General features: G+C 72.3%; 23 protein-coding genes. 12 read left to right on the top strand and 11 right to left on the bottom strand.

Annotated elements, in window-relative coordinates:
• Nucleotides 1-297 precede the first annotated feature (297 nt).
• The 5 genes from IG02_RS0132535 (at nt 298) to folE (ending at nt 6,479) form a co-directional block, all read left to right on the top strand.
• Nucleotides 298-1,428, top strand: coding sequence for a zinc-dependent metalloprotease (locus IG02_RS0132535; RefSeq protein WP_030756198.1), 1,131 nt, complete (start codon nt 298-300; stop codon nt 1,426-1,428).
• 199 nt (nt 1,429-1,627) lie between these two features.
• Nucleotides 1,628-2,767, top strand: coding sequence for a tRNA lysidine(34) synthetase TilS (tilS, locus tag IG02_RS0132530; RefSeq protein WP_030756195.1), 1,140 nt, complete (start codon nt 1,628-1,630; stop codon nt 2,765-2,767).
• A gap of 77 nt (nt 2,768-2,844) precedes the next feature.
• The gene (gene hpt / locus IG02_RS0132525; protein WP_030756192.1) at nt 2,845-3,405 is read left to right on the top strand and encodes a hypoxanthine phosphoribosyltransferase; all 561 of its coding nucleotides are present in this window, start codon (nt 2,845-2,847) and stop codon (nt 3,403-3,405) included.
• Between the two features lie 289 nt (nt 3,406-3,694).
• Entirely contained in the window at nt 3,695-5,725 is a 2,031-nt protein-coding gene (gene ftsH, locus IG02_RS0132520) for an ATP-dependent zinc metalloprotease FtsH (RefSeq protein WP_030756189.1), read from the top strand.
• 148 nt (nt 5,726-5,873) lie between these two features.
• Nucleotides 5,874-6,479 carry a GTP cyclohydrolase I FolE gene (gene folE, locus IG02_RS0132515; protein WP_030756186.1) on the top strand — a complete coding sequence of 202 codons (606 nt, stop codon included), beginning with the start codon at nt 5,874-5,876 and terminating at the stop codon, nt 6,477-6,479.
• A gap of 66 nt (nt 6,480-6,545) precedes the next feature.
• On the opposite strand, the gene IG02_RS0132510 is transcribed toward folE, so the two are convergent.
• The 6 genes from IG02_RS0132510 to IG02_RS0132485 all read right to left on the bottom strand — a co-directional run bounded on the left by IG02_RS0132510 (nt 6,546) and on the right by IG02_RS0132485 (nt 11,549).
• Complete coding sequence (locus IG02_RS0132510; protein WP_030756183.1) at nt 6,546-7,046, bottom strand: DUF3180 domain-containing protein; 501 nt, start codon at nt 7,044-7,046, stop codon at nt 6,546-6,548.
• Between the two features lie 100 nt (nt 7,047-7,146).
• Entirely contained in the window at nt 7,147-7,761 is a 615-nt protein-coding gene (gene folK / locus IG02_RS0132505) for a 2-amino-4-hydroxy-6-hydroxymethyldihydropteridine diphosphokinase (RefSeq protein WP_030756180.1), read from the bottom strand.
• A complete protein-coding gene (gene folB, locus IG02_RS0132500) occupies nt 7,758-8,117 on the bottom strand; it encodes a dihydroneopterin aldolase (RefSeq protein ID WP_030756177.1) in 360 nt (119 codons plus the stop codon). Before folB ends, folK begins: the two co-directional genes overlap by 4 nt.
• A 237-nt stretch (nt 8,118-8,354) precedes the next feature.
• The gene (locus tag IG02_RS0132495; RefSeq protein WP_030756174.1) at nt 8,355-8,810 is read right to left on the bottom strand and encodes a nuclear transport factor 2 family protein; all 456 of its coding nucleotides are present in this window, start codon (nt 8,808-8,810) and stop codon (nt 8,355-8,357) included.
• The gene (gene folP, locus IG02_RS0132490; protein ID WP_078855015.1) at nt 8,807-9,664 is read right to left on the bottom strand and encodes a dihydropteroate synthase; all 858 of its coding nucleotides are present in this window, start codon (nt 9,662-9,664) and stop codon (nt 8,807-8,809) included. The genes IG02_RS0132495 and folP overlap by 4 nt, the downstream gene beginning before the upstream one ends.
• Before the next feature lie 31 nt (nt 9,665-9,695).
• Nucleotides 9,696-11,549, bottom strand: a complete 1,854-nt coding sequence (locus IG02_RS0132485) for a phosphatidylglycerol lysyltransferase domain-containing protein (protein ID WP_420707812.1) — start codon at nt 11,547-11,549, stop codon at nt 9,696-9,698.
• Between the two features lie 418 nt (nt 11,550-11,967).
• Between IG02_RS0132485 and IG02_RS0132480 the strand changes: the two genes are divergently transcribed.
• A complete protein-coding gene (locus tag IG02_RS0132480) occupies nt 11,968-13,080 on the top strand; it encodes an alpha/beta hydrolase (protein ID WP_030756165.1) in 1,113 nt (370 codons plus the stop codon).
• Nucleotides 13,081-13,212: 132 nt separating this feature from the next.
• Here IG02_RS0132480 and IG02_RS0132475 read toward each other — a convergent pair whose 3' ends face one another.
• Nucleotides 13,213-14,391, bottom strand: a complete 1,179-nt coding sequence (locus IG02_RS0132475; protein ID WP_030756163.1) for an ABC transporter ATP-binding protein — start codon at nt 14,389-14,391, stop codon at nt 13,213-13,215.
• Nucleotides 14,392-14,543: 152 nt separating this feature from the next.
• Here IG02_RS0132475 and IG02_RS0132470 point away from each other — a divergent pair, with 152 nt between their 5' ends.
• The 4 genes from IG02_RS0132470 (at nt 14,544) to IG02_RS0132455 (ending at nt 18,583) form a co-directional block, all read left to right on the top strand.
• Nucleotides 14,544-15,410, top strand: a complete 867-nt coding sequence (locus IG02_RS0132470; RefSeq protein WP_078855014.1) for an ABC transporter permease — start codon at nt 14,544-14,546, stop codon at nt 15,408-15,410.
• 2 nt (nt 15,411-15,412) lie between these two features.
• Nucleotides 15,413-16,072: an ABC transporter permease gene (locus tag IG02_RS0132465; protein ID WP_030756157.1), complete on the top strand. Its 660-nt coding sequence runs from the start codon at nt 15,413-15,415 to the stop codon at nt 16,070-16,072.
• A 125-nt stretch (nt 16,073-16,197) separates the two neighbouring features.
• Complete coding sequence (locus IG02_RS0132460) at nt 16,198-17,145, top strand: ABC transporter substrate-binding protein (RefSeq protein WP_030756154.1); 948 nt, start codon at nt 16,198-16,200, stop codon at nt 17,143-17,145.
• Nucleotides 17,146-17,344: 199 nt separating this feature from the next.
• Entirely contained in the window at nt 17,345-18,583 is a 1,239-nt protein-coding gene (locus IG02_RS0132455; RefSeq protein ID WP_030756152.1) for a hypothetical protein, read from the top strand.
• A gap of 109 nt (nt 18,584-18,692) precedes the next feature.
• Here the strand turns inward: IG02_RS0132455 and IG02_RS0132450 are convergent, their stop codons facing one another.
• Together IG02_RS0132450 and IG02_RS37190 are read right to left on the bottom strand one after the other, a co-directional pair.
• Nucleotides 18,693-19,844 carry an NADH-quinone oxidoreductase subunit D gene (locus IG02_RS0132450; protein WP_030756148.1) on the bottom strand — a complete coding sequence of 384 codons (1,152 nt, stop codon included), beginning with the start codon at nt 19,842-19,844 and terminating at the stop codon, nt 18,693-18,695.
• The gene (locus IG02_RS37190; RefSeq protein WP_078855013.1) at nt 19,841-20,899 is read right to left on the bottom strand and encodes an SAM-dependent methyltransferase; all 1,059 of its coding nucleotides are present in this window, start codon (nt 20,897-20,899) and stop codon (nt 19,841-19,843) included. Before IG02_RS37190 ends, IG02_RS0132450 begins: the two co-directional genes overlap by 4 nt.
• A gap of 374 nt (nt 20,900-21,273) precedes the next feature.
• Here IG02_RS37190 and IG02_RS0132440 point away from each other — a divergent pair, with 374 nt between their 5' ends.
• Together IG02_RS0132440 and IG02_RS0132435 are read left to right on the top strand one after the other, a co-directional pair.
• On the top strand, nt 21,274-22,470 hold the full coding sequence (locus tag IG02_RS0132440; protein WP_030756143.1) for a sensor histidine kinase: 1,197 nt from the start codon (nt 21,274-21,276) through the stop codon (nt 22,468-22,470).
• A gap of 188 nt (nt 22,471-22,658) precedes the next feature.
• A complete protein-coding gene (locus IG02_RS0132435; RefSeq protein ID WP_030756140.1) occupies nt 22,659-23,336 on the top strand; it encodes a response regulator in 678 nt (225 codons plus the stop codon).
• Between the two features lie 133 nt (nt 23,337-23,469).
• On the opposite strand, the gene IG02_RS0132430 is transcribed toward IG02_RS0132435, so the two are convergent.
• The gene (locus IG02_RS0132430; RefSeq protein ID WP_030756137.1) at nt 23,470-24,558 is read right to left on the bottom strand and encodes a DUF5937 family protein; all 1,089 of its coding nucleotides are present in this window, start codon (nt 24,556-24,558) and stop codon (nt 23,470-23,472) included.
• Between the two features lie 83 nt (nt 24,559-24,641).
• Nucleotides 24,642-26,069 carry a threonine aldolase family protein gene (locus tag IG02_RS0132425; RefSeq protein WP_078855017.1) on the bottom strand — a complete coding sequence of 476 codons (1,428 nt, stop codon included), beginning with the start codon at nt 26,067-26,069 and terminating at the stop codon, nt 24,642-24,644.
• Nucleotides 26,070-26,161: the final 92 nt, after the last annotated feature.

The raw sequence follows: 26,161 nt of genomic DNA, 5'->3' as shown, positions 1-26,161 counted from the left end.
CGAGTGAGCCGAAGGGGGCGCGGCCGCTGTCGAAAGGGAGAGCGCGCGGAGGTTTGTGAGGTACGAGCAAACCGAGCACGGTCGACCGTCGACAGTGGCTTGGAGCGCCCCCGGAGGCGAACCGAGCCCTGAAAAAGAAGGCCGCGCGGTGGTGACCGGACGCCCCGGTCCACCTCGGGGTTTTCCCGTCCGCCACCCGGCACCCGCGCCCCCGGAGGCGAACCGAGCCCTAATAAAGAGGGCCGGCCCCACGTCCGGACCTCTCCGCTCCCCGGTCCGAGCACGTACGGTTGACGCATGACGAGCATCGGTGGTGCCGAGATGGTCGACTGGAACCTCGCGGTGGCGACCGCGACCCGCCTCGTACGGCCCGGACCCGAGGTCGGCCGGGACGAGGCGCGCGAGATCGTCGCCGAGCTGCGCGGGCATGCCATGGCGTCCGAGGACCATGTCCGCGCGTACACCCGGATGGTGCCGGACGGCCACGATCCGGTGGACACCCCGGTCCTGGTCGTGGACCGGCCCGGCTGGGTCAAGGCCAATGTCGCGGGGTTCCGGGAGCTGCTGGCGCCCCTGTTCGCCAAGATGCGTGAGCGGCGCTCGGGCAGCGCCGGCGGCGCCGTTCTGGGCGCCGTCGGCGGCAAGGTCACCGGCGTCGAGCTGGGCATGCTGCTGTCGTTCATGTCGTCCCGCGTCCTCGGCCAGTACGAGACCTTCGCGCCCGCCTCGCGTGACCTCCCGGCCGCCGCGGACGGGGCGGGGCGGCTGCTGCTGGTCGCGCCCAACATCGTCCACGTCGAGCGCGAACTGGACGTCGATCCGCACGACTTCCGGCTCTGGGTGGCGCTCCACGAGGAGACGCACCGCACCCAGTTCACCGGTGTCCCCTGGCTGCGCGACCACCTCCAGGGCGAGATCCAGTCCTTCCTGGAGGAGACCGACGTCGACCCGATGACCCTCCTGGAGCGGCTCCGCGAGGCCGCCCAGTCGCTGGCCGGCGGCCGGCCCGAGGGCGAGCGGGACGACGACGGCCACAGCATCGTGGAGCTGGTGCAGACGCCCGGCCAGCGCGAGGTCCTGAGCCGGCTCACCGCCGTGATGTCCCTGCTCGAAGGCCATGCCGACTATGTGATGGACGGGGTTGGACCGCAGGTCGTGCCCACGGTCGCGGAGATCCGGGAGAAGTTCCAGCAGCGCCGGGCACGCGGTGCCGGCCGGCTCGACATGGCGCTGCGCAAGCTGCTCGGACTGGACGCGAAGCTGCGCCAGTACCGGGACGGCGAGCGGTTCGTACGGGCCGTCGTGGAGGAGGTCGGCATGGACGGCTTCAACCGGGTGTGGACCTCGCCGAACACCCTGCCCACCAAGGCGGAGATCGCCAAACCGGCGGACTGGGTCGCGCGGGTGCATCGCAAGGCGGACACCTGAGCCGTACCCGGGCCGGGGCACGCCCCCGGGCACAGGCGCGCCTCAGCTATCACCCATCCGAGGGACCGTGGGTGGGGGACAGGCGTGCAATGCTCGGGTAATGACTCGGCTCTGTCACCATCGACGCACTCTGAGTGACGTTCTCCGCCCTGACTCCGGCCGAGGCACCCCCCGTAAAACATCACGAAGGGCACCGGACATGGGTCCCCATCCTGCGGTCGCGGCGATACGCCTGGCGGTCCGCCGCGTACTCCACGACATCCTCACCGACCTGGCTGATCCCTCTCGCACCCCGGCCGAGTCCGCCCCCTCCTGGACCGGCGAGTCCCGGACCGTCCCCTCCCGGACCGGCGAGTCCCGGACCGGCGAGCCGCCGCTCGTGCTCGTCGCCTGCTCGGGCGGCGCCGACTCCATGGCCCTCGCCTCGGCCCTCGCCTTCGAGGCCCCCAAGCTCTCCGTCCGCGCCGGTGCCGTCACCGTCGACCACGGCCTCCAGGCCGGATCGGACGTCCGCGCCCGTGACCTCGTCACCCGGCTCCGCGCGATGCGGCTCGACCCCGTCGAATCCGTCGCCGTGACCGTCGGCCTCGCCCGGACGCCCGTGGCGCACAGCGACTCCTCCCCGCGCGTCGACGGCGGGCGGCGGGTGGGCGGCCCCGAGGCCGCCGCCCGTGACGCGCGGTACGAGGCCCTGGACGCCGCCGCCGAGCGCCATCACGCCGCCGCCGTCCTGCTCGGCCACACCCGCGACGACCAGGCGGAGACGGTCCTGCTCGGCCTCGCCCGGGGCTCCGGCACCCGCTCCCTGTCCGGCATGGCGGCCGTCTCGGGTACGGCCGGCCGCTACCGGCGCCCCTTCCTGGGGCTCGACCGGCAGACCGCCCGCAAGGCCTGCCTCGTCCAGTCGATCCCCGTGTGGGACGACCCGCACAACACCGACCCCTCCTACACCCGCTCCCGGCTCCGGCACGAGGGGCTGCCCGCCCTGGAGAAGGCGCTCGGCAAGGGCGTCGTCGAGGCCCTGGCCCGTACCGCGCAGCTCTCCCGCGACGACGCCGACGCCCTCGACAGCTGGGCCACCGAGGCGGAGCGGTCCGTGCGGGACGAGGCGGGGCAGCTGGTGTGCGCCCGGCTCCACGAGCTGCCGCCCGCCGTCCGCCGCCGGGTGCTGCGCCGCGCGGTGATCGCCGTGGGCGCCCCCGCAGGTTCGCTGTTCGCCCGTCACATCGAAGAGGTCGACCGCCTGATCACGGGCTGGCACGGCCAGAAGGCCATCAGCCTGCCCGGGCGGGTCGAGGCCCGGAGGCAGGGTGGCAGACTTGTCATCCGGCAGGGCTGAAGCGCTGACGCTCTACGGCTGTGTCTCCCGGGTCCCCGGCGCTGTCCGGACCCGGCACCTGGCCGACGACGAAAGTGATGCGGGTGGACGACAAGGACATGGGCAACGACCTCCAGTCGGTGCTCATCACCAAGGAAGAGATCGACGCGAAGCTGGCCGACCTGGCCGCGAAGATCGACGCTGAGTACGCGGGCAAGGACCTGCTTCTCGTCGGGGTCCTCAAGGGCGCCGTGATGGTCATGGCGGACCTGGCGCGGGCCCTGTCCACCCCCGTGACGATGGACTGGATGGCCGTCTCCTCGTACGGGGCGGGCACCCAGTCCTCCGGTGTGGTCCGGATCCTCAAGGACCTGGACACCGACATCAAGGGCAAGCACGTCCTCATCGTGGAGGACATCATCGACTCGGGGCTGACCCTGTCGTGGCTGCTGTCCAACCTCGGTTCGCGGGAGCCGGCCTCGCTGGACGTCTGCACCCTGCTCCGTAAGCCGGACGCCGCGAAGGTCGCGATCGACGTCAAATGGATCGGCTTCGACATTCCGAATGAGTTCGTCGTCGGATACGGACTGGATTACGCGGAGAAGTACCGCAACCTGCCTTTCGTCGGAACGCTCGCGCCGCACGTGTACGGCGGCTAGGGCGTGTATTGACGGCCCCGGCCCGGCCCCGCCCCGGTCCCGGACCGGCGACGACCCGCCCCCGGTCCCGGCCCGGGCCGCCGCTTCCCGGCCGAACAGGACCGGGGGCGGGACCCGGGGCCGGGAACCCTGGAGCGTTTCGCGGCGTTGAAGCAGTGGAAGGCGGGTTTGTCAGCCGTCCCGTGCGGTCGCGGGTGGCAATGCTGGGGTACCGTCCGAAGAACAGCTTTTTTCTCACAGCGGCATTTACCTACGGGCAGGAGGGACGGGGCGATTCCGCTCCGTATGGATGGACGTGAAGCGATACTTCCGTGGGCCGGTCATGTGGATCGTGCTGGCCGTCCTCGCCGTGGTCGTGCTGATGCAGGTCGTCGGCTCGTCGGGCGGCTACAAGACGGTGGACACCGGTCAGGTCGTCCAGGCGATCGACAAGAACCAGGCCGAGCAGGTCAAACTGACCACAGGTGACGAACAGATCATCAAGGTCGACCTCAAGGACGGCCAGAAGGTCAACGGCAGCGACAAGATCCAGGCCAGCTACATCGGCAACCAGGGCTCGTCGCTCGCCTCGACCTTGCAGAAGAAGTACCAGAGCGGTGACATCGCCAAGGGATACACGGTCTCGCCGTCGAAGCAGAGCCCGTTCGTCTCGGTGCTGCTCTCGCTGCTGCCCTTCGTGCTGATCGTCGTGGTCTTCCTGTTCCTGATGAACCAGATGCAGGGCGGCGGCTCCCGGGTCATGCAGTTCGGGAAGTCCAAGGCCAAGCTCATCACCAAGGACACCCCGAAGACGACCTTCGCCGACGTGGCCGGGTCCGACGAGGCGGTCGAGGAACTCCACGAGATCAAGGAGTTCCTCCAGGAGCCGGCCAAGTTCCAGGCCGTCGGCGCCAAGATCCCCAAGGGCGTGCTGCTCTACGGCCCGCCCGGTACGGGCAAGACGCTGCTCGCCCGCGCGGTCGCGGGTGAGGCCGGAGTGCCGTTCTACTCGATCTCCGGCTCCGACTTCGTCGAGATGTTCGTCGGTGTCGGTGCCTCCCGGGTGCGCGACCTCTTCGAGCAGGCCAAGGCGAACGCCCCGGCGATCGTCTTCGTGGACGAGATCGACGCCGTCGGCCGGCACCGTGGCGCGGGCCTCGGCGGTGGCCACGACGAGCGCGAGCAGACGCTGAACCAGCTGCTCGTGGAGATGGACGGCTTCGACGTGAAGGGCGGCGTCATCCTGATCGCCGCCACGAACCGGCCGGACATCCTCGACCCGGCGCTCCTGCGCCCGGGCCGCTTCGACCGGCAGATCGCCGTCGACCGCCCCGACATGCAGGGCCGGCTGGAGATCCTCAAGGTCCACCAGAAGGGCAAGCCGGTCGCCCCGGACGTCGACCTGGGCGCCGTCGCCCGCCGTACGCCCGGCTTCACCGGCGCGGACCTGGCGAACGTGCTGAACGAGGCGGCGCTCCTGACGGCGCGCGGCGACGGGAAGCTGATCGACAACCACTTCCTGGACGAGGCGATCGACCGGGTGGTGGCGGGCCCGCAGAAGCGGACCCGGATCATGTCCGAGAAGGAGAAGAAGATCACCGCGTATCACGAGGGCGGTCACGCCCTGGTCGCGGCGGCTTCTCCCAACTCCGATCCGGTGCACAAGATCACGATCCTGTCGAGAGGCCGGGCGCTGGGCTACACGATGGTCCTGCCGGACGAGGACAAGTACTCGACCACGCGCAACGAGATGCTCGACCAGCTGGCGTACATGCTGGGCGGGCGCGCGGCCGAGGAGCTGGTCTTCCACGACCCGACCACGGGCGCGGCCAACGACATCGAGAAGGCCACGGCCACGGCCCGGGCGATGGTCACGCAGTACGGCATGACCGAGCGGCTCGGCGCGATCAAGTTCGGCGGCGACAACACGGAGCCGTTCCTCGGCCGGGAGATGGCGCACCAGCGCGACTACTCGGAAGAGGTCGCGGCGTTGGTCGACGACGAGGTCAAGAAGCTGATCGAGACCGCGCACAACGAGGCGTGGGAGATCCTTGTGGAGAACCGGGACGTCCTGGACAACCTGGTCCTCCAGCTCCTGGAGAAGGAGACGCTCAACAAGGACCAGATCGCGGAGATCTTCTCGACCGTCGTCAAGCGGCCGTCGCGTCCGGCGTGGACCGGCTCCTCGCGGCGTACGCCCTCCACGCGGCCGCCGGTGCTCTCGCCCAAGGAGCTGGCGCTGACCAACGGCGCGTCCGGGGCCAACGGCGGCATGCCGGCGGTGACCGGCGGCGAGACCCCGCCCACCGAGGCCGTCCCGGAGGACCGCCCGGAGAGCTGACGGACGGCGGGACGGACCGGCCTCGGCCGAGAGCTGACCGGTCCGTCCCGACAGGCCCGGAATGGATGCCGCGCACCCCAGGTTCTAGCCTGTGGGGGCGCGGCATTCGCATGTCCGCTTAACAGGACGGGACAGGAACGAGGCACAGATGACCGACCCGGTGGCGCTGGAGCGGGACACCCCCGTCCGCGAGTTCGACGAGAAGCGGGCCGAGAACGCCGTGCGCGAACTGCTGATCGCGGTGGGCGAGGATCCGGACCGCGAGGGACTGCGGGCGACCCCGGGCCGGGTGGCGCGGGCGTACAAGGAGATATTCGCGGGGCTGTGGCAGAACCCCGAGGACGTGCTGACGACGACGTTCGACCTCGGGCACGACGAGATGGTGCTCGTGAAGGACATCGAGGTGATGAGCAGCTGTGAGCATCATCTCGTGCCGTTCGTCGGTGTCGCCCATGTCGGCTACATCCCGTCGGCCGACGGCAAGATCACCGGACTGTCGAAGCTGGCCCGGCTAGTGGACGTGTTCGCCCGCCGGCCGCAGGTCCAGGAGCGGCTGACGACCCAGATCGCCGACTCCCTGATGGAGGCGCTCGCGCCGCGCGGTGTGATCGTGGTCATCGAGTGCGAGCACATGTGCATGACGATGCGCGGTGTGCGGAAGCCGGGCGCCAAGACGATCACGTCGGCGGTGCGCGGTCAGCTCCGGGACTCCGCGACACGTGCGGAGGCGATGAGCCTGATCATGGCGCGCTGAGCCTGATCAGACGCGCTGAGCCGCCGTACGTTCCGGGCTGCCCCGATGCCGCCGTACGTTCCCCGCTCAGACGGGCCCGGCCGGGGCCGTGCCGTTCTTGTCGTTGTCGTCGTCCGGGCCCTCCGGAAGCTTGCAGACGCGCTCCAGGAAGAAGGCCGCGGCGATCACGGCGATGCCCGCCACGACCGAGAAGCCCGCGTAGACGGCCTGGTCGCGGCGGGCCGGGATGTCGAGGGAGCCCAGCAGGAAGACGCCCGCGCCGCCGTAGATGCCGGAGACCAGCGCCGCGACCAGGGCGCTGGCCTGGCCGAAGACGACCGCACGGGCGGCCATCAGCGGGTCGACGCCCTTCGCCTCGGGGCGGCGCTCGCGCTGGGCCTTGAAGCGGGCTCGGAGCGAGAGCGCGGTGGCCGTCAGCACGGCGGCGATCGCCGCGAGCACGATGGGCGCGGCGAGCGGCACGCTGGGCAGGGTGCCGAAGGAGTCCCAGAGCCGGGCGGCGGCCCAGGAGAGCACGCCCGCCACCACGAACAGGCCGGCCAGCACGCCGATCCGCAACTGCTTCACCGAGAAAGCCGCCCTTCGCCTTGTCGTACCGGCGTGTGTCGTACCGGCGAACCGCATCGGCCGGCGCGTCGCACCGGCCCGTGCGTCACGAGCCTAACGATTACTCAGGAAGGCGCAGTTCCAGGTCGGCGCGGGGCTGGACGCCGCCGCTGCCGACCTCCGCCAGCAGCTCGGCGACCGGGCCGCGGCCGGGGAGCTGGGCCTCCGGCTCCACGTCGTGCCACGGGGCGAGCACGAAGGCGCGCTCGTGCGCCCGCGGATGCGGGAGGGTGAGCACCGGGTCGTCCGAGACGACGTCCCCGTACGCCAGGATGTCCACGTCTATCGTGCGCGGGCCCCAGCGCTCGTCACGGACCCGGGCGAACGCCTCCTCGATGGCCTGGCCGCGCTCCAGCAGCGACGACGGCGGCAGGGTCGTCTTGATCAGTACGACCGCGTTGAAGTACGACGGCTGGCTGCCGGGCTCGACGCCCCACGGCTCCGTCTCGTACACCGGCGAGACGGCCTTGACCCGCAGGCCCGGGGTGTCCTCCAGGGCGTCGACCGCGCCCTGGAGCGTCTCCAGCCGGTTGCCGAGGTTGGAGCCGAGGGAGACCACGGCCCGTTTCGGATTGGAGAGCGTGGTGTCGGCGGCGTCGACCTGCGCGACCACGGAGGCGGGCACCGGCTGGACGGTCGGGTCGCTCTGTGACCCGTGGGGGGAGAAGGCGGTCATGCTCGGCTCCGGGTGATGGTGATGGTCACATCGTCGAACGGTACGGCGATCGGGGCGTCGGGCTTGTGGACGACCACCTCGACCTCCCGTACACCGTCGTGCTTCAGGCAGCGCTGGGCGATGCGCTCCGCCAGGGTCTCGATCAGGTCGACCGGATCGCCCTGGACGATCTCCACGACCTCCTCGGCCACGATTCCGTAATGGACGGTCTTCGTGAGGTCGTCGGCCGCCGCGGCGGGGCGGGTGTCGAGGCCGAGCACCACGTCGACGATGAAGGTCTGACCCTCCTCGCGCTCCCGGGGGAAGACGCCATGGTGCCCGCGGGCCTTGAGGCCGCGCAGCGCGACACGATCCACGCGAATCACTCCTGCTGTCGTCGGGCGGGCGGAACACCGCGGTCCGGTCCGGGCGGCACCCGGTTCGGTGCCGTGCCTCGAATCTACCCGCGGGCACCGACAGCGCGGCCCCAGGGTGGCGGACGGCACTCGGCGGTGGCCCCTTCCCGCCCCCGAGCCGTCACCCGTCACCCGCCGGTCGCCAGTCGCCCGTACCCGCGCGGCCCCATGGTCAATCACCCGGGGCCGCCCGCCCACTCACGCGGGTGTCTCGTCGTCCGGCTCCTCGTCGGTTTCGGCCAGTACGGGGGAGCCGTGGTGCGCCCACATCTTCCAGCCCTCGGACGTGCGCCGGAACACGTTCGTGGCGACGACGAGCTGGCCGACGAGCGGCCCGAGGTCGCCGTTCTCCTCGGCCGGACCGCCGCTGAGGATGTTCTCCGTGCAGGTCACGACGGCGGTGTCGGAGCGGACGGCCACCGAGACATCGGTCAGGAAGAACTGGATGTACTCGGTGTTGGCCATGATCAGGGCGTACGAGCGGAGCACGTCGCCCCGGCCGTTGAGCACCGGCCAGCCCGGATGGACGCAGGAGATCCCGTCGTCCCCCTCCAGCCAGAGCCCGGACAGCGTGTCGAAGTCGCCGCGCTCCATCGCCTCGTAGAACGTGGTGTTGGCCCGCTCGACCTCTTCGGTTTCCGTACGGGCGGTCACAGCGCGCCCTCGACCGCGCGCGCCACCCGGACGGCGTCCCGCGTCGCCCGTACCTCGTGGACCCGGACCGCCCAGGCCCCCTGGTGGGCGGCGATGGCGGAGACCGCGGCGGTGGCCGCGTCGCGTTCCCTGGCGGGCGGCGGGGCGCCGCCGTCCCCCGCGAGGACATGGCCCAGGAACCGTTTGCGGGAGGCCGCCACCAGCAGCGGGCGGCCGAGCGCCCGCAGGTCGGAGAGGTGGGCGAGGAGTTCCAGGTCGTGTTCGGCGTGCTTGGCGAAGCCGAGGCCGGGGTCGACGACGATGCGCTCCGGGGCGATCCCGCCGTCCACCACGGCGTCCATCCGCGCGCCCAGTTCGGCGACGACCTCGGCGACGACGTCCCCGTACACCGCGCGGGCGTTCATGTCCTCGCTGAAGCCACGCCAGTGCATCACCACGAAGGGGACCCCGGCGGCGGCGACGGCGGGCACCATGGCCGGGTCGGCGAGGCCGCCGCTGACGTCGTTGACCAGGACGGCGCCGGCCTCGACCGCGCGCTCGGCGACGGAGGCGCGCATCGTGTCGACGGAGACGACGACGCCCTCGGACGTCAGCCCCCGGACGACGGGGAGGACGCGTCGCAGCTCCTCGTGCTCGTCCACCCGGGTGGCACCGGGCCGGGTCGACTCACCGCCGACGTCCACCAGGTCCGCACCCTCGGCGACGAGGTCGAGCCCGTGCTTGACGGCGGTGGAGGTGTCGAACCAGCGGCCGCCGTCGGAGAAGGAGTCGGGTGTCACATTGACGACTCCCATCACCGCACACCGGTCCCACTCCGGCAGACCCTGGACGGGCGTGGCGCGCAAGGTACTCATACGTCCACCCTAGAGGGGACCCGGCCGCGCCTTACGCCGTCCGGACCTCGTGGTCGTCCGTGGCTCCGGTGACATGGGCGCACGGCTGGGGCGGGCGGTGCCGGCGCAGACGGCGCAGGGGCCGGGGCAGCGACAGGGAGACGAAGCCCTCGGCGCGCATCGCCGCGAGCCCGATCCTGGGCAGGTCGCCGGTGGAGCGGAAGACGACGTACCGGGGCTCCCAGCGGGGCTGGAACTTGGCGTTGAAGCGGTAGAGCGACTCGATCTGGAACCACCGGGAGAGGAAGACCAGCAGGGCGCGCCAGCCGCGCAGCACCGGCCCGGCGCCCAGTCGCTCGCCACGGGCGAGGGCGGAGCGGAACATCGCGAAGTTGAGGGAGACCCGTACCACTCCCAGGGCGGGTGCCTCGTGCAGGGCGGCGACGATGAGCAGTTCGTTCATGCCCGGGTCGGCCGAGCGGTCGCGGCGCATCAGGTCGAGCGACATGCCGTCCGGGCCCCAGGGGACGAAGTGGAGGACGGCCTTCAGGTCGCCGTAGGGGTGCGCGTCGTCGGACCGGCCGGCGGGTGGGTCGCCCTGTGGCTCCTGTTGTCTGCCACCGCGTGGGCCGGGGGCCCGGTCGTCGCGGGGGTGCGGGACCTGCTCGGCCCGGTCGTCGCGCTTGTGAGCCGTGGCGATCACCGCGTCGCCGTCGGCCGGGTCACCGATGCGGCCGAGCGCCATGGAGAAGCCGCGTTCGGTGTCCGTGCCGCGCCACTCGTCGGCGGCTCGGCGGATGCGTTCCAGCTCGTCCGCCGACAGGTCGCGGACGCGTCGTACGCGCGTTTCGTACCCGGCGCGTTCAATGCGTCCCACCATCTGGCGCACGTTCCGCATGGCGCGCCCGCGCAAGGAGAAATCCGGCACGTCCACCACCGCTTCGTCGCCGAGTTCGAGCGCGTCCAGGCCGGTCTCCCGCGTCCACACCTGGCCGCCGGTCTCGCTGCACCCCATGACGGCGGGCGTCCAGGAGTGCGCCTTGGCCTCGTCCATGAAGCGTTCGATGGCGCCCGGCCAGGCCTCCACGTCGCCGACGGGGTCGCCGCTGGCGAGCATCACCCCGGAGACGACCCGGTAGCAGACGGCCGCCTTGCCGCTGGGGGAGAAGACCACGCCCTTGTCGCGGCGGAGCGCGAAGTGGCCGAGGGAGTCACGGCCGCCGTGCCGGTCGAGCAGGGCGCGCAGCCGCCGCTCGTCGTCGTCGGTGAGGCGGGCGGCCGGATGCTCGGGGCGGAAGGCCAGATAGATGGTGGTGAGGGCGGTGAGCAGGCCGAGGGAGCCGAGCGAGTAGGCCACGGTGCCGTCCACGGTGCCGCGGTAGCCGACGGGCCCGGTGAGGCCGAAGAGTCCGTACAGCACGTGTTCGAGCCGGTCGGTCAGGCCGGGGTCGCCGATGGTCCGGTGCGGGTGCGCGCTGACGATGACCAGGCCGAGCCCGATCGAGCCCGCGCCCATCAGCACGAAGTTCGCGAGCGCCCGCCAGCGGCTGCGCGGGTCGGGCAGCGCCGTGAACTGGTCGCGGTGGCGCAGCAGCAGGCCGAGCAGCAGCAGCGAGAGCGCGGTGCCGAGGAGGGAGTGGCGGTAGCCGAGCTGGCCCACGATGCCCGCGGGCAGCAGTACGACGGCGGCTCGCCAGGCCCGCCGCTTGTGCCGCTTGAGGCCGTGGGCGAGCAGCAGCAGGAGGACGCCGGCGCTCAGCGACAACGCGGCGGCGAACGGGCCGAGCGCGCCGGGCAGGACCTCGGCGAGGGTGTGCACCCGGCTGTGGCGGAAGCGGGGGAAGACACCGGCGGCGATGTCGATCAGTCCGACGGCGGTGCAGGCCCGGCCGACCAGGGCGGGCACGGACTCGGCGCGGGGACCGCGCGTCAGCCGCCGTACCCGGGCCCCGAGGAGCCGCGGGTGCGGACGGCCCTCCGGCGGGTGCGGACGGCCTCCCGGCGGATACGCATGGCCTCCCGGCGAATTCGGATGCCCCGCCGGCGCGTACGGACGGCCTCCCGACGGGTGTGCGCGCGGCGGACGGGGGACCTCGTGGGCCGGGGCTGTCCCCGGGGACCGCTGCGTGCGATCCGGAACCGATCCCGATTTATCCCCATCTAGCGTCACAGACATCGCTTCCCGTGGCTCCGCGAGAGAGTGTTGTGTCCGGACCATCCCCATCTGTGCGGACGCCGGACCATTTGCGACCTCTAGGACGGGGCTTCCGGAGGGCGGGTTCCTCTGCGTTCAGGAAAATCTCCCGGGAGAGAGTTCGATCCCCATGGGTCTTACCAGCCGTAAAGTCCTGGCCTTGGCCGTGCTGCTGGCCGTGCTGCTGTTCGTCGCCACCGTCTGGCTGTGGCCGAGGCTGGCACGCGGTACGCCGCGCGCCGTGCTCGGTCGGGTCGGCCTGCTGTTCGCCACTCAGCTGGCGCTCTTCGCCGCCGTGGGGCTCGCCGCGAACAAGTCGTTCCTCTTCTACGGTTCCTGGGCCGACCTGTTCGGCCAGGAGCAGGGCCTGGGATCGGTCGTGGACCACGGGGCCGGCGGCGCGAACATGACGGTGCTGGAGACCCGGAAGCCGCCCGTGCCGGGCGGCGGGCGGCCTGCGGTGTCCGGCCGGCTCCAGAAGATCGTGGTCAGCGGGCCGGCCTCGGGGATCGACAGCACCGCGTACGTCTACCTGCCGCCCGAGTACTTCCGCCCGCAGTTCGAACGCCGGCACTTCCCGGCCGCGGTGGTCCTCACCGGCTACCCGGGCGTGGCGGACAACCTGCTCAAAGGGCTGAACTACCCGGCCACCGCCTGGCAGCTCGCCCAGGAAGGCAAGGTCCAGCCGATGGTCCTGGTGATGCTGCGGCCCACCGTGGCGCCGCCGCGCGACACCGAATGCGTGGACATCCCGGGCGGGCCGCGGACGGAGACGTTCTTCGCGGAGGACCTGCCCCGGGTGATCTCGAAGACGTACCGGGTCGGGTCCGGGCCGCGCCACTGGGGCATCATCGGCAACTCCACCGGCGGCTACTGCGCGTTGAAGGTCGCGCTGCACCACCCGGACCGGTACGCGGCGGGCGCCGGGCTCTCCGCGTACTACAAGGCGGCCGAGGACCCGACGACCGGCGACCTCTTCCACGGCAAGCAGGACCTGCGCCACCGGGCCGACCTGCTGTGGAGCCTGGACCACCTGCCGCGGGGCAGGACGTCGTTGCTGGTCACCAGCTCCCGGAAGGGGGAGGGGAACCTGGCGGCCACGCAGGCGTTCATCGGCAAGGTGAAGGCGCCGACGCACGTCTCGTCGATCATCCTCGACAGCGGCGGGCACAACTTCAACACCTGGCGCCGCGAGATCCCGCCGGCGCTGGAGTGGCTGAGCGGCCGGCTGAGCGCGGAGTGAGTACGCGCCCCGCGACGTGCGGATCCCGCGGGGCCCGTACGCGTCCCACGGGGTACGGGCCGGGCCGCGTACCGGCCTCGCGGTGTGCGGATCGGCCGCCGTCGCGTCGGTCGTATCGGTCGCGGCCGGTGGTCAGACGGCGTTCGGGCGCACCGTCTCCAACTCCACCTCGGTCCGCGGGATCGCCTGGGCGTCCGCGTCGATCGACCGGCGCAGTGCCTCGTGCAGCCGGGCCGGGGTGAGGACCCCGAGGAACCGGCCCGTCTCCTCCTCGTCGATGACCGCGATCCACCCCGCGTCGTGCTGGAGCATCGTCGCGAACGCCTGCTTGAGGGAGGCGCCGACGGGCAGCCACGCCTCCATCCGGCGGGCGTGCTCCCGTACGGACCCGTCCTCGGCCCCGGCGGCGGCGCGCTCGGTGGAGATCCAGCCGTGCAGGTTGTCGTCCCCGTCCAAAACCACGGCCCAGCGCGCGCCTTCTTCCGCGAGCTTCGTGGCGGCGCGGCGCAGCGGGTCGTCGAGGTGCAGCACAGGCGGCTGTTCGAGATCACCGACCTCGATGGGGGTCACGGACAGCCGCTTGAGCCCGCGGTCGGCGCCGACGAAGTCCGCCACGTACGGCGTGGCCGGCGCGCCGAGCACCGCGGCCGGGGCGTCGAACTGCTCGATCCTCCCCTGTCCGTAGACGGCGATCCGGTCTCCGAGCCGCACCGCCTCCTCGATGTCGTGTGTGACGAACAGCACGGTCTTGCGGACCGTCGCCTGGAGCCGCAGGAACTCGCTCTGCAGGTGCTCCCGTACGACCGGGTCGACCGCGCCGAACGGTTCGTCCATCAGCAGCACCGGCGGATCCGCGGCCAGCGCCCGGGCCACGCCGACGCGCTGGCGCTGCCCGCCGGAGAGCTGGTCCGGGTAGCGGTCGCCGTAGACGGACGGGTCGAGGCCGACCAGGTCGAGGAGTTCGGCGGCGCGCTCGCGGCCCTTGCCGCGCTGCCAGCCGAGCAGGTGCGGGACGGTGGCGGTGTTCTCCAGCACGGTCTTGTGCGGGAAGAGTCCGACCTGCTGGATGACATAGCCGATACGGCGGCGCAACTGGACCGGATCCACGGTGGCTATGTCGTCCCCGTCGAGGAATATCCGTCCCTCGGACGGTTCGACGAGGCGGTTGACCATTTTCATGGTCGTGGTCTTGCCGCAGCCGGACGGTCCGACGAGCGTGACCAGTTCGCCCTGGGCGACCTCGAAGGAAAGGTCGTCGACAGCGGTCGTCCCGTCCGGGTACCGCTTGGTGACGTGCTCGAATCGGATCATGGTTCCCCATTGTGCGACGCGTCGTGTGAAGGCCATGTTGCTGGAATGTGGCGGGCCACGGCGAATGTCAGTGGTCGGGGATAGGGTCGCTGGAGTCCGGAAAAACCGGGTGAGGACTTGAGGACGGGAACGAACGGGGGAGGCGGTGACGGATGCCCGCGCAAGGGTGCTTGGCGGCCAATGACTGGATCTGCGGGGAATACCTCCGCTCCCGCGGCCAGGAGCTGATCGACGCCACCGTGCAGCACGTGTGGATCACGGCGGCCTCCGTCGCGATCGGGCTGCTGGTGGCCTTTCCACTGGCCTTGCTGGCGCGTGCCAGGCCGTCGTTCGCCGCGCCGGTGCTCGGCCTGACGACCCTGCTCTACACGATTCCCTCGCTGGCGATGTTCTCGCTGCTGCTCCCGCTGTTCGGGCTGTCCGCGGCATTGGTGATCACCGGGCTCGTGCTGTATTCGCTGACCATTCTCGTGCGGAACATCATGGCCGGACTCGCGGCCGTGCCCGAGGAGGCCCGCGAGGCCGCCCTGGGGATGGGCTACGGGCGGGGACGGCTGCTGTGGGAGGTCGAGCTGCCGCTCGCGCTGCCCGCGCTGATGGCCGGGCTGCGGATCGCGACGGTGTCGACGGTCGCCCTGACCACGGTCGGCTCGATCGTCGGCCGGGGCGGGCTGGGCAACCTGATAGCGGACGCCCTCCAGAGCTTCTTCAAGGCCCAGGTGCTGACGGCGTCCGTGCTGTGCGTGCTGCTGGCGGTCGTCGCGGACCTGCTGCTGCTCGGGGTGCAGCGGTTGCTGACCCCGTGGACGCGCATACGCGGCACGCGTGACATACATGACACGCGTGATGTACGTGACACGAGTACGTCGCATGGCGGCGGGCCCGGCCAGAGCGGCGGCGGCAGCGGCGGAACCTCCGACGACTCGGCCCGTCCCGGCACGGCTCGTACCGGTACGGCCCGCGTCGGCTCCGTCGGGGCGACGGCCGGACCGGCCGGTGCGACGAAGGCGGGGGGCTGACCGTGGGCGTGCTGGGTGAGGCCTGGACGTGGCTGTCGACCGGGGCCCACTGGACGGGCGACGGCGGGGTCTGGCACCGGCTCGGGGAGCACGCGTTCGTCAGCGGGGTCGCTCTCGCGCTGGCCTGTGCCGTGGCGCTGCCCGTGGGCCTGGGCCTCGGCCACCTCGGCAAGGGCGGCGCGCTGGCCGTCAACATCTCCAACGTGGGCCGGGCGGTCCCCGTGTTCGCCGTGCTCGCGCTGTTCATGGTCTCGCCGCTGCGCAACGCGGGCTCGGTGCCCACGGTCATCGCGCTGGTGCTCTTCGCCGTACCGCCCCTGCTGACCAACGCGTACGTGGGGATGCGGGAGGTGGACAGGGCGGTGGTGGAGGCCGCCCGGGGCATGGGCATGTCCGGCGGCCAGCTGTTCCTGCGCGTCGAACTGCCCCTCGCGTACCCGTTGGTCATGACCGGCCTGCGTTCGGCCTCCGTCCAGGTGGTGGCCACGGCCACGATCGCGGCGATGGCGGGGCAGGGCGGACTCGGCCGGATCATCACGGCCGGCTTCAACACGTACAACACTCCGCAGGTGGTCGCCGGCGCCCTGCTGGTGGCGCTGCTGGCGCTCCTGGTCGAAGGCGCGCTGGTGCTGCTGGACCGGCTGATCGATGGGAAAAGGTGATCCTCTTGAACGAGACCTCGCGACTCGCGACGCACACGACCTCAAGGCCCGCCAGGGCCGGCGAGGCATTCCACGCCCTCAAGGCGTCCGGGCCCGCGCGCCTCGCGGGGGCGGTCCTCGCGGCGGTGGCCCTGACCGGGTCCCTGGCCGCGTGCGGCGGCGACAGCCTGGAGCAGGGCAAGGACGGCGGCTCCGAGGCGGGCTCGGGATCCGCGGACGGGAAGAAGGGCTCGCTGGTCGTCGGGGCCGCCGCCTTCACCGAGTCCAAGGTGCTGGCGGAGCTGTACGCGCAGGTCCTGGGCGACGCCGGCTACGGCACCTCGGTCACCACCGTGGAGAACCGCGAGCTGTACGAACCCTCCCTGGAGAAGGGGGAGATCGACGTGGTGCCCGAATACGCCGCGACGCTCACGGAATTCCTCAATGCCAAGGTGAACGGGGCCAAGGCGGCGGAGACCAAGCCGCTGGCGTCCAGCGACGCGGCGGCGACCGTCGCGGAGTTGAAGAAGCTCGCCGAGCCGCGGGGGCTGAAGGTGCTGCCGCCCGGCAAGGCCGTCGACCAGAACGCATTCGCGGTCTCCAAGGAATTCGCGGAGAAGAACGACCTCAAGTCCCTTTCCGATCTTGGTAAGTCGAAGATCAAGGTCAAGATCGCGGCGGGCGACGAGTGCGAGGTGCGGCCGTTCTGCGCCCCGGGACTGAAGAAGACGTACGGCATCGACGTGGCGGGCATCGACCCGAAGGGCGTCGGCACCCCGCAGGCCAAGCAGGCGGTCAAGGACGGAGTGGACCAGCTGGTCCTGACCACCACCACGGACGGCACGCTCGACTCCTACGGCCTGGTGGTGCTGGAGGACGACAAGAAGCTCCAGAACGCGGACAACGTCCTCCCGGTCGTCCATGCCAAGGACGCCGGTTCCGACCCGGCGATAGCCACGGCCCTCGGGAAGCTCACGGACACTCTGACCACGGAAGATCTCGCCGCGTTGAACCTGAGGGTCGATGCCGAGCGGGCCAAACCGCAGGACGTCGCCAAGGAATACCTCGAGTCGAAGGGACTGGTCGGGAAGTAGTCCGGACTCCGGGCGGCCGGTAAGGCCCCCAAGGGCGAATAGGCGAGGTGGTGCCGCACCGCGAAGGCGGGGCGCGGGAGCGTATGGCGACGTGTATGGCAACGCGTATGACGACGCGTAAGGCGACGCGTGTGACGAGCCGGGAAAGATTGTCCGACCGGGCCCCCAATCCGCGTCCGAGCACGGTAAATTTCAGGCCATGCCACGTGGACGCCACCGCCATTCGCCACCCCTCCACAAGCTTCTGCCGCCGTCGGCGGTCGCCGGAGCCGCGGTTCTCTGCGCCGCCGGCGCCTGGTTCCTCTCGGAGCCCGTGGTCCTGCGCGGTCTGGTCGCGGCGACGGCCGTCGCCGCCGTCACCGGCGCCGTGCTGATGAGGAGCTGGGACCGGAGCGCCGGCCGCCGGGTCGCCGAACTGACGCGCGCGCGGGACAGCGACCAGTGGAAGACCGACGAGCGCGTGGCCGAGCTGGAGGCCGACGTCGAGGAGGCGCGCGAGCTGCGCGTGAAGCTGGAGGCCAAGCTGCGCTCCAAGCGCGTCGAACTGGCCGGGCTGCGCGGGGAGCACGCCGCGCTGCTGCGCCGGTACGCGACGGCGGAGACCGAACGCGCCTCGGCGCTGGAAGGCCGGCGCCGGCTGGCGCTGGAGGCGGCCGCCGAGCCCAAGGCCCTGCTGGCCGGCGCGGGGGGCACGCCCACGGCGGCGGTGTACGTCAGCGCCGCGCGGGCGCTGGACGAGCTCTCGCGCAACGGCGCGGCACAGCAGGCCAGACGGACCGTGGAGGCCGCCCGGCAGCGCGACCTCGCCGAGCGGGCGGCCGAGGCGGACGAACCGCAGGGGAAGCACGCGGCGGGTGCCGGGGGCGAGCAGCACAGCCGTCCGGCGCCCGCCCTCCCCACTCCCCGGGTGCCCGCCGCGTCCGCGATCGTCCCGTACTCCGCGACCCGCCCCGTCCGCCGCCCTGAGGGCGGTTTCGACTTCTTCGGCACGCAGGGCGCGCCGGCCGCGCGGGGCACCGGCGGTGACGAGGACACGCCGACGGGGCAGGCCCCGGACCCGGGCCCCGCTCCGGCCGTCGACGCGGACATGCCGGAGGGTACGGAGGCCATGGACGCGGCGGAGGCGGCGGACGCGGCGGACACGAGGGATGCCGCCGACGTGAAGGACGCCGCGGGAACCCCGGACGGCACGGACGCGCGGGCCGCCACGGACGCGCCGGACGAGGGCGGGGCCCGGACGCCGGCGGGTGCGAGCGCCGAACGGGAGAGCCTGGAGAGCGTCGAGCGCGAGGACCTCGCGGATGTCGTGGGCGAGGAGGTGCTCGCCGAGCGCCGCAAGAGCGAGGGGCGGGCCGTCGGCAAGGTCATCGATCTGACCGCGCACGACGAGACCGAGCAGTTCCCCCTGGGCGGACTGCGCGACAGGATCAGCTCCTGAGCGACGGCCGGTCACCAGCCGCCGGCCGACGGCTCGTGGAAGACCCGTGGAAGAACGGAGGAACGGAAGGAAGGGCGGAAGGGGGACAGGACCTACTTGGGGACAGGACCTACTTGTCGATGTCGCCGACCACGAAGAACAGCGAGCCCAGGATCGCGACCATGTCGGCGACCTGTGTCCCGGGCAGCAGCTCCGTCAGCGCCTGGATGTTGTTGAACGAGGCGGAGCGCAGCTTGAGCCGGTACGGCGTCTTCTCGCCCTTCGACACCAGGTAGTAGCCGTTGATGCCCAACGGGTTCTCGGTCCAGGCGTATGTGTGTCCCTCCGGCGCCTTGAGCACCTTCGGCAGCCGCTGGTTGACCGGCCCGGGCGGCAGCTCCGTGAGCCGGTCCAGACAGGCGTCGGCCAGGGCCAGCGCGTTGTGCGTCTGCTCCAGCAGGCATTCGAACCGCGCCAGGCAGTCGCCCTCCTCGCGCGTGACCACGGTGAGCGTGTCGCCCAGTTCGCCGTACGCGAGGTACGGCTCGTCGCGCCGCAGGTCGAAGTCCACGCCCGAGGCGCGCGCGATCGGCCCGGACACCCCGTACGCGTGCACCGTCCGAGGTGCCAGCACGCCGACGCCCCGGGTCCGGCCCCGGAAGATCTCGTTGCCGAGCACCAGCCGGTCGAACACGTCCATCCGCGAGCGGACCTGAGCGACCGCCCGCCGGGCCCGGTCGGTCCAGCCCGCAGGCAGATCCTCCTTGAGGCCGCCGACCCGGTTGAACATGTAGTGCATCCGGCCGCCGGAGACCTCCTCCATCACGTTCTGGAGCTCCTCGCGCTCCCGGAACGCGTAGAAGACCGGTGTGATACCGCCCAGTTCGAGGGGGTACGAGCCGAGGAACATCAGATGGTTGAGGACCCGGTTCAGCTCGGCGAGCAGCGTCCTGGCCCAGACGGCGCGCTCCGGCACCTCCATGCCGAGCATCCGCTCGACGGCCATCACCACACCCAGCTCGTTGGAGAACGCGGACAGCCAGTCGTGGCGGTTGGCGAGCATCACGATCTGCCGGTAGTCCCGGGCCTCGAAGAGCTTCTCGGCGCCCCGGTGCATATAGCCGACGACCGGCTCCGCCTCCCGGATCACCTCGCCGTCGAGCACGAGCCGCAGCCGGAGCACACCGTGGGTGGAAGGGTGCTGCGGGCCGATGTTGAGCACCATGTCGGTGCTCTCCGCGGCACCGCCGATGCCGACCGTCGTGCGGGTGGTCTCCGTCATGCCCCCAGTCTCTCAGAGGAGCCCGAGGCCATGGAGCGGTCCGCGGCCTGGGAGAGACCGGACGCTGCGGAGCGGTCCGAGGCGCCGGTCCCGGCCGGCCCTCCCGGGCCTGTGAGCGCCTCCGGCACCTCGATCCCCACCGGCTGTACGAGCCAGCCGAAGTCGCCGAGTCCGCCGCGCGCCGTCAGCTCCGCCGCCTGGCCGGCCGCCGCCAGCGCGCGTACGTACCCCGCCGGGTCGGTGGCCGCCAGCGCCAACGGGGGCCGCTCACCGCGCACACCCAGACCGTGCAGAGCCGCGCGCTGCCCGAGCAGCCGCCCGCCCGGCAGCGCGCAGGAGTCCAGCGCGACATGGGCGGTGAGATCACACGACCCGTCCGGCACGGGCGGCACCTCCCGGCCGCGCCGGAACCCGGTCAGAGTGGCGAACGGCGGCCTGGCCTCCCGTGCGTGCGCGTAGTCGACGGCGACCGCCAGCCCGCGTTCCAGTGTGCCCACGGCGTCCGCCCACGCCTCGTCCCTGGACCGGCCGATCTCCGCCCGGGTGCCGGGCCCGGCCGCCGGCCACCAGCGGGCGAGCCAGTCGGCGTCGGGCCCCTCGACCGGCTCGCCGGGCTCCTCGGTGCCGTCCGGCCGGACGAGGACGTACCGTACGACCCCGTCGGGGCCGGTCTCGGCGATGTCGAGGGGCACGTTGTCCAGCCACTCGTTGGCGAAGAGCAGCCCGCGTACCCCGGCCGGAGGGTGCGCACACCACTCGATGCGGGGGTCCAGGCCCGGGGGACGGGGGGCGCGCTCGACGGCGTACGGCCGGACCGTCAGCCCGTCCAGGCAGTCCCCTGCCGCCGCGAGGATCCCGGTCAGCAGCTCGCCGCGGCCCGCGCCGATGTCGACGACCGCGACCTCGTCCGTGTCCAGCCGGCGGGCGGTGGCAGCCAGCAGCCGGGCGACGGCGGTGGCGAAGAGGGGGGAGGCGTGCACGGAGGTACGGAAGTGACCGGCCGGGCCTTCGGGCCGCAGGTAGAAGCCCCCGGGACCGTACAGGGCCCGCTCCATGGCCGTACTCCACGGAACGGCCGTGCCGTCGTGGCTCGCACCGGGCCGTCGACTGTGGCCACCGCCGTCGTATCGGCCGGTGCGCCGACCGGGGCTTCCGCCGCGGTTTCCGGCGGGGGCGCTGCCGTGGCTTCCGCCGCGCCCCGGCCCGGGGCCGCCGCTATGCGCGGAGCCGTCGTCGTGCCCGGAGCCGTCGCCGTGCCCGGCGTCGTCCCCTTGCCCGGGGCCGTTCCGCTTTCCGCTGGGCCGGGGCGTCTCGTCCGTCACGTCGTCCACCACACGCCAAGTGTCCACCCTGGGGAGTAGGCTTCCGCCGTCCGGATCGACCCTCCGGTTGACCCGCCGGCCTTTTCCGCTTCCCTACTCTGGGTTACGTGCAGCGCTTCTACGACTTCCTCCGCCGTCACCCGACGGGCGTCGACAGCTTCTGGGCTGTGATGCTCTTCGGGTTCTCGATGCTGTGGACGGTCCAGGCGTTCTCCGGCGCCGCCTCCCGGCTGGTGGCCATCGGCCTTGTCGCGTTGCTGAGCCTGACCGTCGCGCTGCGCCGCCGCTGGCCCGAGCAGACGCTGCTGCTCGTCGCGGCGCTGGGCGTCGCGCAGCTGCTCCTGGACGTGCCCCTCAACCCGGCCGACTTCGCGATGCTCGTGGTGATCTACACCGTGCGGGCGGAGGGCGCGGCCCGGTGGGCCTCGCGGTTCGCGCTCGTCGGCGGCATCCTCGCCACCCCGCTCTCGCAGCTGCGCTGGCCCGTGAGGGGCGCCGGTGCGGCCGGGGCGGTCTTCTTCACCATCGTGCTGAGCGTGCCCTTCGTCCTGTCCTGGGTGCTGGGGGACTCGATGCGCCTGCGGCGCGCCTACTTCGACCAGCTGGAGGAGCGCGCCACCCGGCTGGAGAAGGAGCGCGAGGCCCAGGCGAAGGTGGCCGTCGCGGCCGAGCGGGCCAGGATCGCGCGCGAGCTGCACGACGTCGTCGCGCACAACGTCTCGGTGATGGTCGTCCAGGCGGACGGCGCGGCCTACGTCCTGGACGCGGCGCCCGACCAGGCGAAGGAGGCCCTGGAGACCATCTCCAGCACCGGCCGCCAGGCCCTCGCCGAGATGCGCCGGCTGCTGGGCGTGCTGCGGACCGGGGACGCCGAGGAGAGCGGGGAGTACGTGCCGCAGCCCGATGTCCAGCAGATCCAGGAGCTGGTCGAGAAGGTGCGCGAGGCCGGCCTCACGGTGGACTTCCGCGTCGAGGGGACCGCGCGGCAACTGCCCAGCGGGGTCGAGCTGACCGCGTACCGCATCGTCCAGGAGGCCCTCACCAACACCCGCAAACACGGCGGTCCGGAGGCCGGCGCGAGCGTGCGGCTGGTCTACTTCGACGACGGCCTCGGGCTGCTGATCGAGGACGACGGACGGGGCGCCGCGCACGAGCTGTACGAGGACGGCGGGGCCGACGGCCGAGGACACGGGCTGATCGGTATGCGCGAGCGGGTCGGTATGGTCGGCGGGACGCTGGACGCGGGGCCCCGGCCGGGCGGCGGCTTCCGGATCAGCGCGCTGCTGCCCCTGAAATCGGCGTGAGCCCCGAGCCCCGGTGTACCGAGCCTCGGCGTACCGAGGTGTACCGAGCCCCGGCGTACCGACGACCGACGGTCCGCCGACCGTACCGACCCGGCCGCCGCTCCCCGGCCACGAGGCCCGGGTCCCGGACCCCGGGTTCGGGAACCCGCCTCCCACTGGCCCCGCTTGACTGGACGAAGGAACCGTAGATGTCGATCCGTGTGATGCTCGTCGACGACCAGGTGCTCCTGCGCACCGGCTTCCGTATGGTGCTGGCCGCGCAGCCGGACATGGAGGTCGTCGCGGAGGCCGGGGACGGCGCCGAGGCGCTGGAGAGGCTCCGCACCACCGAGGTGGACGTCGTACTGATGGACGTACGGATGCCCAGGCTCGACGGTGTCGAGGCGACCCGGCGGATCTGTGCCCAGCCCGGGGCGCCGAAGGTGATCATCCTGACGACCTTCGACCTGGACGAGTACGCGTTTTCCGGGCTCAAGGCCGGGGCCGGCGGATTCATGCTGAAGGACGTGCCGCCGGGCGAGCTGCTGAACGCGATCCGCGCGGTGCACAGCGGGGACGCCGTCGTCGCGCCGTCCACGACCCGGCGGCTGCTGGACCGCTTCTCCCCGATGCTGCCGAGCAGCAGCGCCCAGCCGACGCATCCGGAGGTGGAGCGGCTGACGGCCCGGGAGCGCGAGGTGATGCTGCTGGTGGCGCAGGGGCTGTCGAACGGCGAGATAGCGGGGCGACTGGTGCTCTCCGAGGCGACCGTCAAGACGCACGTCGGCCGGATCCTCACCAAACTCGGCCTGCGCGACCGCGTGCAGGTGGTCGTCCTCGCGTACGAGACGGGGATGGTACGGGCCGGCGGCGGGGCGGTGAGCTGACCCGGTGCCGGGCCCGCCGCTGTGGGTCGCCGGTGCCGGGCCGCCGCTGCGGATCGACTTCGAGTGAACGAGTCCGGAGCGAACGAGCCCGGAGCGAACGGCCGACGACCGGGCGCGCCTCGCCGGTGCCGTGTCAGCGCAGCAGGCCCTCCAGGAAGTCGCTCCCCAGCCGGGAGACCGCCGTGACGTCCAGTTGGTGCAGCACGTAGCGGCCCCGGCGCTGGGTCGTCAGCAGGCCCGCCTTCTTCAGCACCGCCAGGTGGCGGGAGACCTCCGGTGCCGTGATGCCGTTCGCGTCCGCCAGTTCGCTCGTCGTGTACGGGGCGCGCGCGAGGTTGCGGCACAGGCGCATCCGCAGCGGGTGCGCGACCGCCTCCAGACGGCGTCCGACCACCTCGACCGGTGTGGACCCCGCCAACTCGGCCGTCGGCACCGGGTACTGCACGACCGGCTGCCAGCCCGGCGCGTGCAGCGCGTACAGATGCGGCCAGCCGAAGGCGGTGGGCAGGAACGTCAGGCCCGTGCCCGCCGCGCTCGTGCGCCCATGGCTCAGCTTGTCCACCACGATCCGACTGCGCGGGCCGTCCTCCTCCAGCGTCATCGCCGCGGACGCCGCCACGACCGCGTCCGCGAGGCCCTTGCGCCGCAACAGCTCCGTCTTGTGCCGGGCGTCCGCCGCCAGCTGGACCCGCACGCGCCGCCACGTCTCCCCGAAGAACGCGTCCTCGCAGTCCTCCAGCAGCCGCCGTATCCAGCGGCGGACGGCGGGCGGGTCGGCCAGCATCCGCCGGACGAACGCGGCCTGCCGCGGTCCCCGCGCCGTCGCCAGCTCCAGCGTCCGCTGCCGCGTGGCCGGATCGGAGAGCGGCGAGAGCACGCCCTCGTCGTAACTCTGGGCACAGGAGATCTCCAGCGCCGCCGTCACATATCTCTCCTCGTCCATCCGGTCGAGGTCGTCCAGCTCCTCCGCCAGCGTCTCCCGGGGCTCCGCCGGCAGCAGGATGTCGGAGCGCGTGGAGCGCCACAGGAAGTCCGCCTCGTGCAGCCGGTCGGCCAGCTCCGGCTTCAGCCCGGCGGACGTGGTCGTGAGCCAGCCGTGCAGCCGGGCGTGGTGGGCCGGCTCGGACAGCGCGTGCAGCGCCGCCCCCAGCTCGGCCAGCGGGGACGGGCAGAAGACGATCCGCTCCCGCGGCACTCCCGTGACATCGATCAGCACGCTCATGCGCCCATAGTGCCCGGCGCCACCGACAATCGCCCCGCCGATTGACGACACCGGTCACATGACGTACGCCGGGACGCCGCCCCTCAGCCGGCGGTCCGCGCCTCCTCCTTCTCGTTTCTCCGGTCCCGCTCCACCCGCTCCACGTACCGCACGAATTCCCCGGCCGCCGCCCTGACGTCCTCCGCCGTCCACTCCAGAGCCGGTTCCGTCACCGTCACCTCCGTGAAGGCGAGACCCTCCGGCGCCGGGAGCGGTGACGTCCAGACCCGGAACAGCGCCACCTTCGTCTCCTCGGCCTGCCGCACCGCCGCCTCGTTCAGCACCTCCGGGGTGTACGGCAGCCACACCTGGAACTGGTGCGTGTGCGGCGGCTCCGGGTGCACGCGGAACCACGGCGTGCCCGAGGCCGCGAGCCCCGCCGCGAGTTCCGCCGCGACCATCCGCGCGTGCGCCACGTACGCGGGCAGCCGGGGCAGCTTCCGCTCCAGCCCCGCCAGCGCGGACAGGGCCGCCGGGTACTGCTGGAAGACCTGGCCCCCGTACCGGTGGCGCCAGGCCCGCGCCTCCTCCACCAGTTCCCGGGGACCGGCGAGCGCCGCCCCGGACAGGCCGTTCAGCGATTTGTAGAAGGACACGTACACGCTGTCCGCGAGCCCCGCGATCTCGGCGAGCGGGCGCCCGAAGTGCGAGGCGCACTCCCAAAGGCGCGCGCCGTCGAAGTGCACCACCGCATCCCGCTCGCGCGCCGCCTCCACCACCGCGACCAGCTCGTCCCAGGTCGGCAGCACGAAGCCCGCGTCCCGCAGCGGCAGTTCCAGCATCAGCGTGCCGAAGGGCTCCGCCAGGTCCTGGACCTCCTCGGCGGTCGGCAGCCGGGGTCCGTTCGTGGCATGGACCGTGCGCAGCCCGCTGACGGCGGTCAAGGCGTCTCCCTCATGCACCTCCGGGTGCGCCAGCGGGTGCAGCGCCACGGTCCGCTCGCCCGTACGCCCCGCCCAGCAGCGCAGCGCCACCTGCTGGGCCATCGTCCCGGTGGGGAAGAAGGCGGCGGCGGGGAAACCGAGCAGTGCGGCCACCCGCCGTTCCAGTTCCGCGACGACCCCGTCGCCGTAGAGGTCGGTCCGCTCCTCCAGGTCGTACACGGCTCCCGCGTCCGTCGCCAGGGCGGCCAGCCGCTCGCCCAGCCGCTGGTCCATCGCGGGCCGCGTCAGCACCCGCTCGCAGGCGCGCCACGCGGCCAGCCGCCGGTGCCGGCGCCGGTCCTCGGACGAGAGCCGCGCGCCACCCTCGTGACCGCGCTCGTCGCCCGGCTCGTCTCGGTGTTCCTCACCGCGTTCGTCGCCGCGTTCCCTGCCCTGCCCGTCGCCGCGTTCCGTGCCGTGGACACCGCCACGTTTCCTGCCGTGCCCGTCGCCGTGCCCGCCGCCGTGGACGCCGTCGTGCTCGTCGCCGCAGTCGTGCGCGGGCTCCTGGCCGGTCCCGGTCGCGTGGTTCCCGTCGCGCTCGCTCATCCGCTCCATTCGGCGATGCTCTCGCGCGACGCGTATCGCGGTCATGTCATATTCCCGGCTCCGCGCACCGGCCGGCCGGAGAGCCCGCTCCC

It is taken from the genome of Streptomyces sp. NRRL F-5135, assembly GCF_000719775.1.
Lineage (GTDB): Bacteria > Actinomycetota > Actinomycetes > Streptomycetales > Streptomycetaceae > Streptomyces > Streptomyces hebeiensis.
The sequence above is the reverse complement of the archived record's forward strand: the minus strand, read 5'-3'. Positions and strand labels throughout refer to the sequence as shown.

Bases quoted from the DNA above. Each gene is read 5' to 3' on its own strand.
- IG02_RS0132535 (WP_030756198.1), top strand. From the start codon at position 298: ATGACGAGCATCGGTGGTGCCGAGATGGTCGACTGGAACCTCGCGGTG.
- tilS (WP_030756195.1), top strand. From the start codon at position 1,628: ATGGGTCCCCATCCTGCGGTCGCGGCGATACGCCTGGCGGTCCGCCGC.
- hpt (WP_030756192.1), top strand. From the start codon at position 2,845: ATGCGGGTGGACGACAAGGACATGGGCAACGACCTCCAGTCGGTGCTC.
- ftsH (WP_030756189.1), top strand. From the start codon at position 3,695: ATGGACGTGAAGCGATACTTCCGTGGGCCGGTCATGTGGATCGTGCTG.
- folE (WP_030756186.1), top strand. From the start codon at position 5,874: ATGACCGACCCGGTGGCGCTGGAGCGGGACACCCCCGTCCGCGAGTTC.
- folK (WP_030756180.1), bottom strand. From the start codon at position 7,761: ATGACCGCCTTCTCCCCCCACGGGTCACAGAGCGACCCGACCGTCCAG.
- folP (WP_078855015.1), bottom strand. From the start codon at position 9,664: ATGAGTACCTTGCGCGCCACGCCCGTCCAGGGTCTGCCGGAGTGGGAC.
- IG02_RS0132480 (WP_030756165.1), top strand. From the start codon at position 11,968: ATGGGTCTTACCAGCCGTAAAGTCCTGGCCTTGGCCGTGCTGCTGGCC.
- IG02_RS0132475 (WP_030756163.1), bottom strand. From the start codon at position 14,391: ATGATCCGATTCGAGCACGTCACCAAGCGGTACCCGGACGGGACGACC.
- IG02_RS0132470 (WP_078855014.1), top strand. From the start codon at position 14,544: ATGCCCGCGCAAGGGTGCTTGGCGGCCAATGACTGGATCTGCGGGGAA.
- IG02_RS0132455 (WP_030756152.1), top strand. From the start codon at position 17,345: ATGCCACGTGGACGCCACCGCCATTCGCCACCCCTCCACAAGCTTCTG.
- IG02_RS0132450 (WP_030756148.1), bottom strand. From the start codon at position 19,844: ATGACGGAGACCACCCGCACGACGGTCGGCATCGGCGGTGCCGCGGAG.
- IG02_RS37190 (WP_078855013.1), bottom strand. From the start codon at position 20,899: ATGGAGCGGGCCCTGTACGGTCCCGGGGGCTTCTACCTGCGGCCCGAA.
- IG02_RS0132435 (WP_030756140.1), top strand. From the start codon at position 22,659: ATGTCGATCCGTGTGATGCTCGTCGACGACCAGGTGCTCCTGCGCACC.
- IG02_RS0132430 (WP_030756137.1), bottom strand. From the start codon at position 24,558: ATGAGCGTGCTGATCGATGTCACGGGAGTGCCGCGGGAGCGGATCGTC.
- IG02_RS0132425 (WP_078855017.1), bottom strand. From the start codon at position 26,069: ATGAGCGAGCGCGACGGGAACCACGCGACCGGGACCGGCCAGGAGCCC.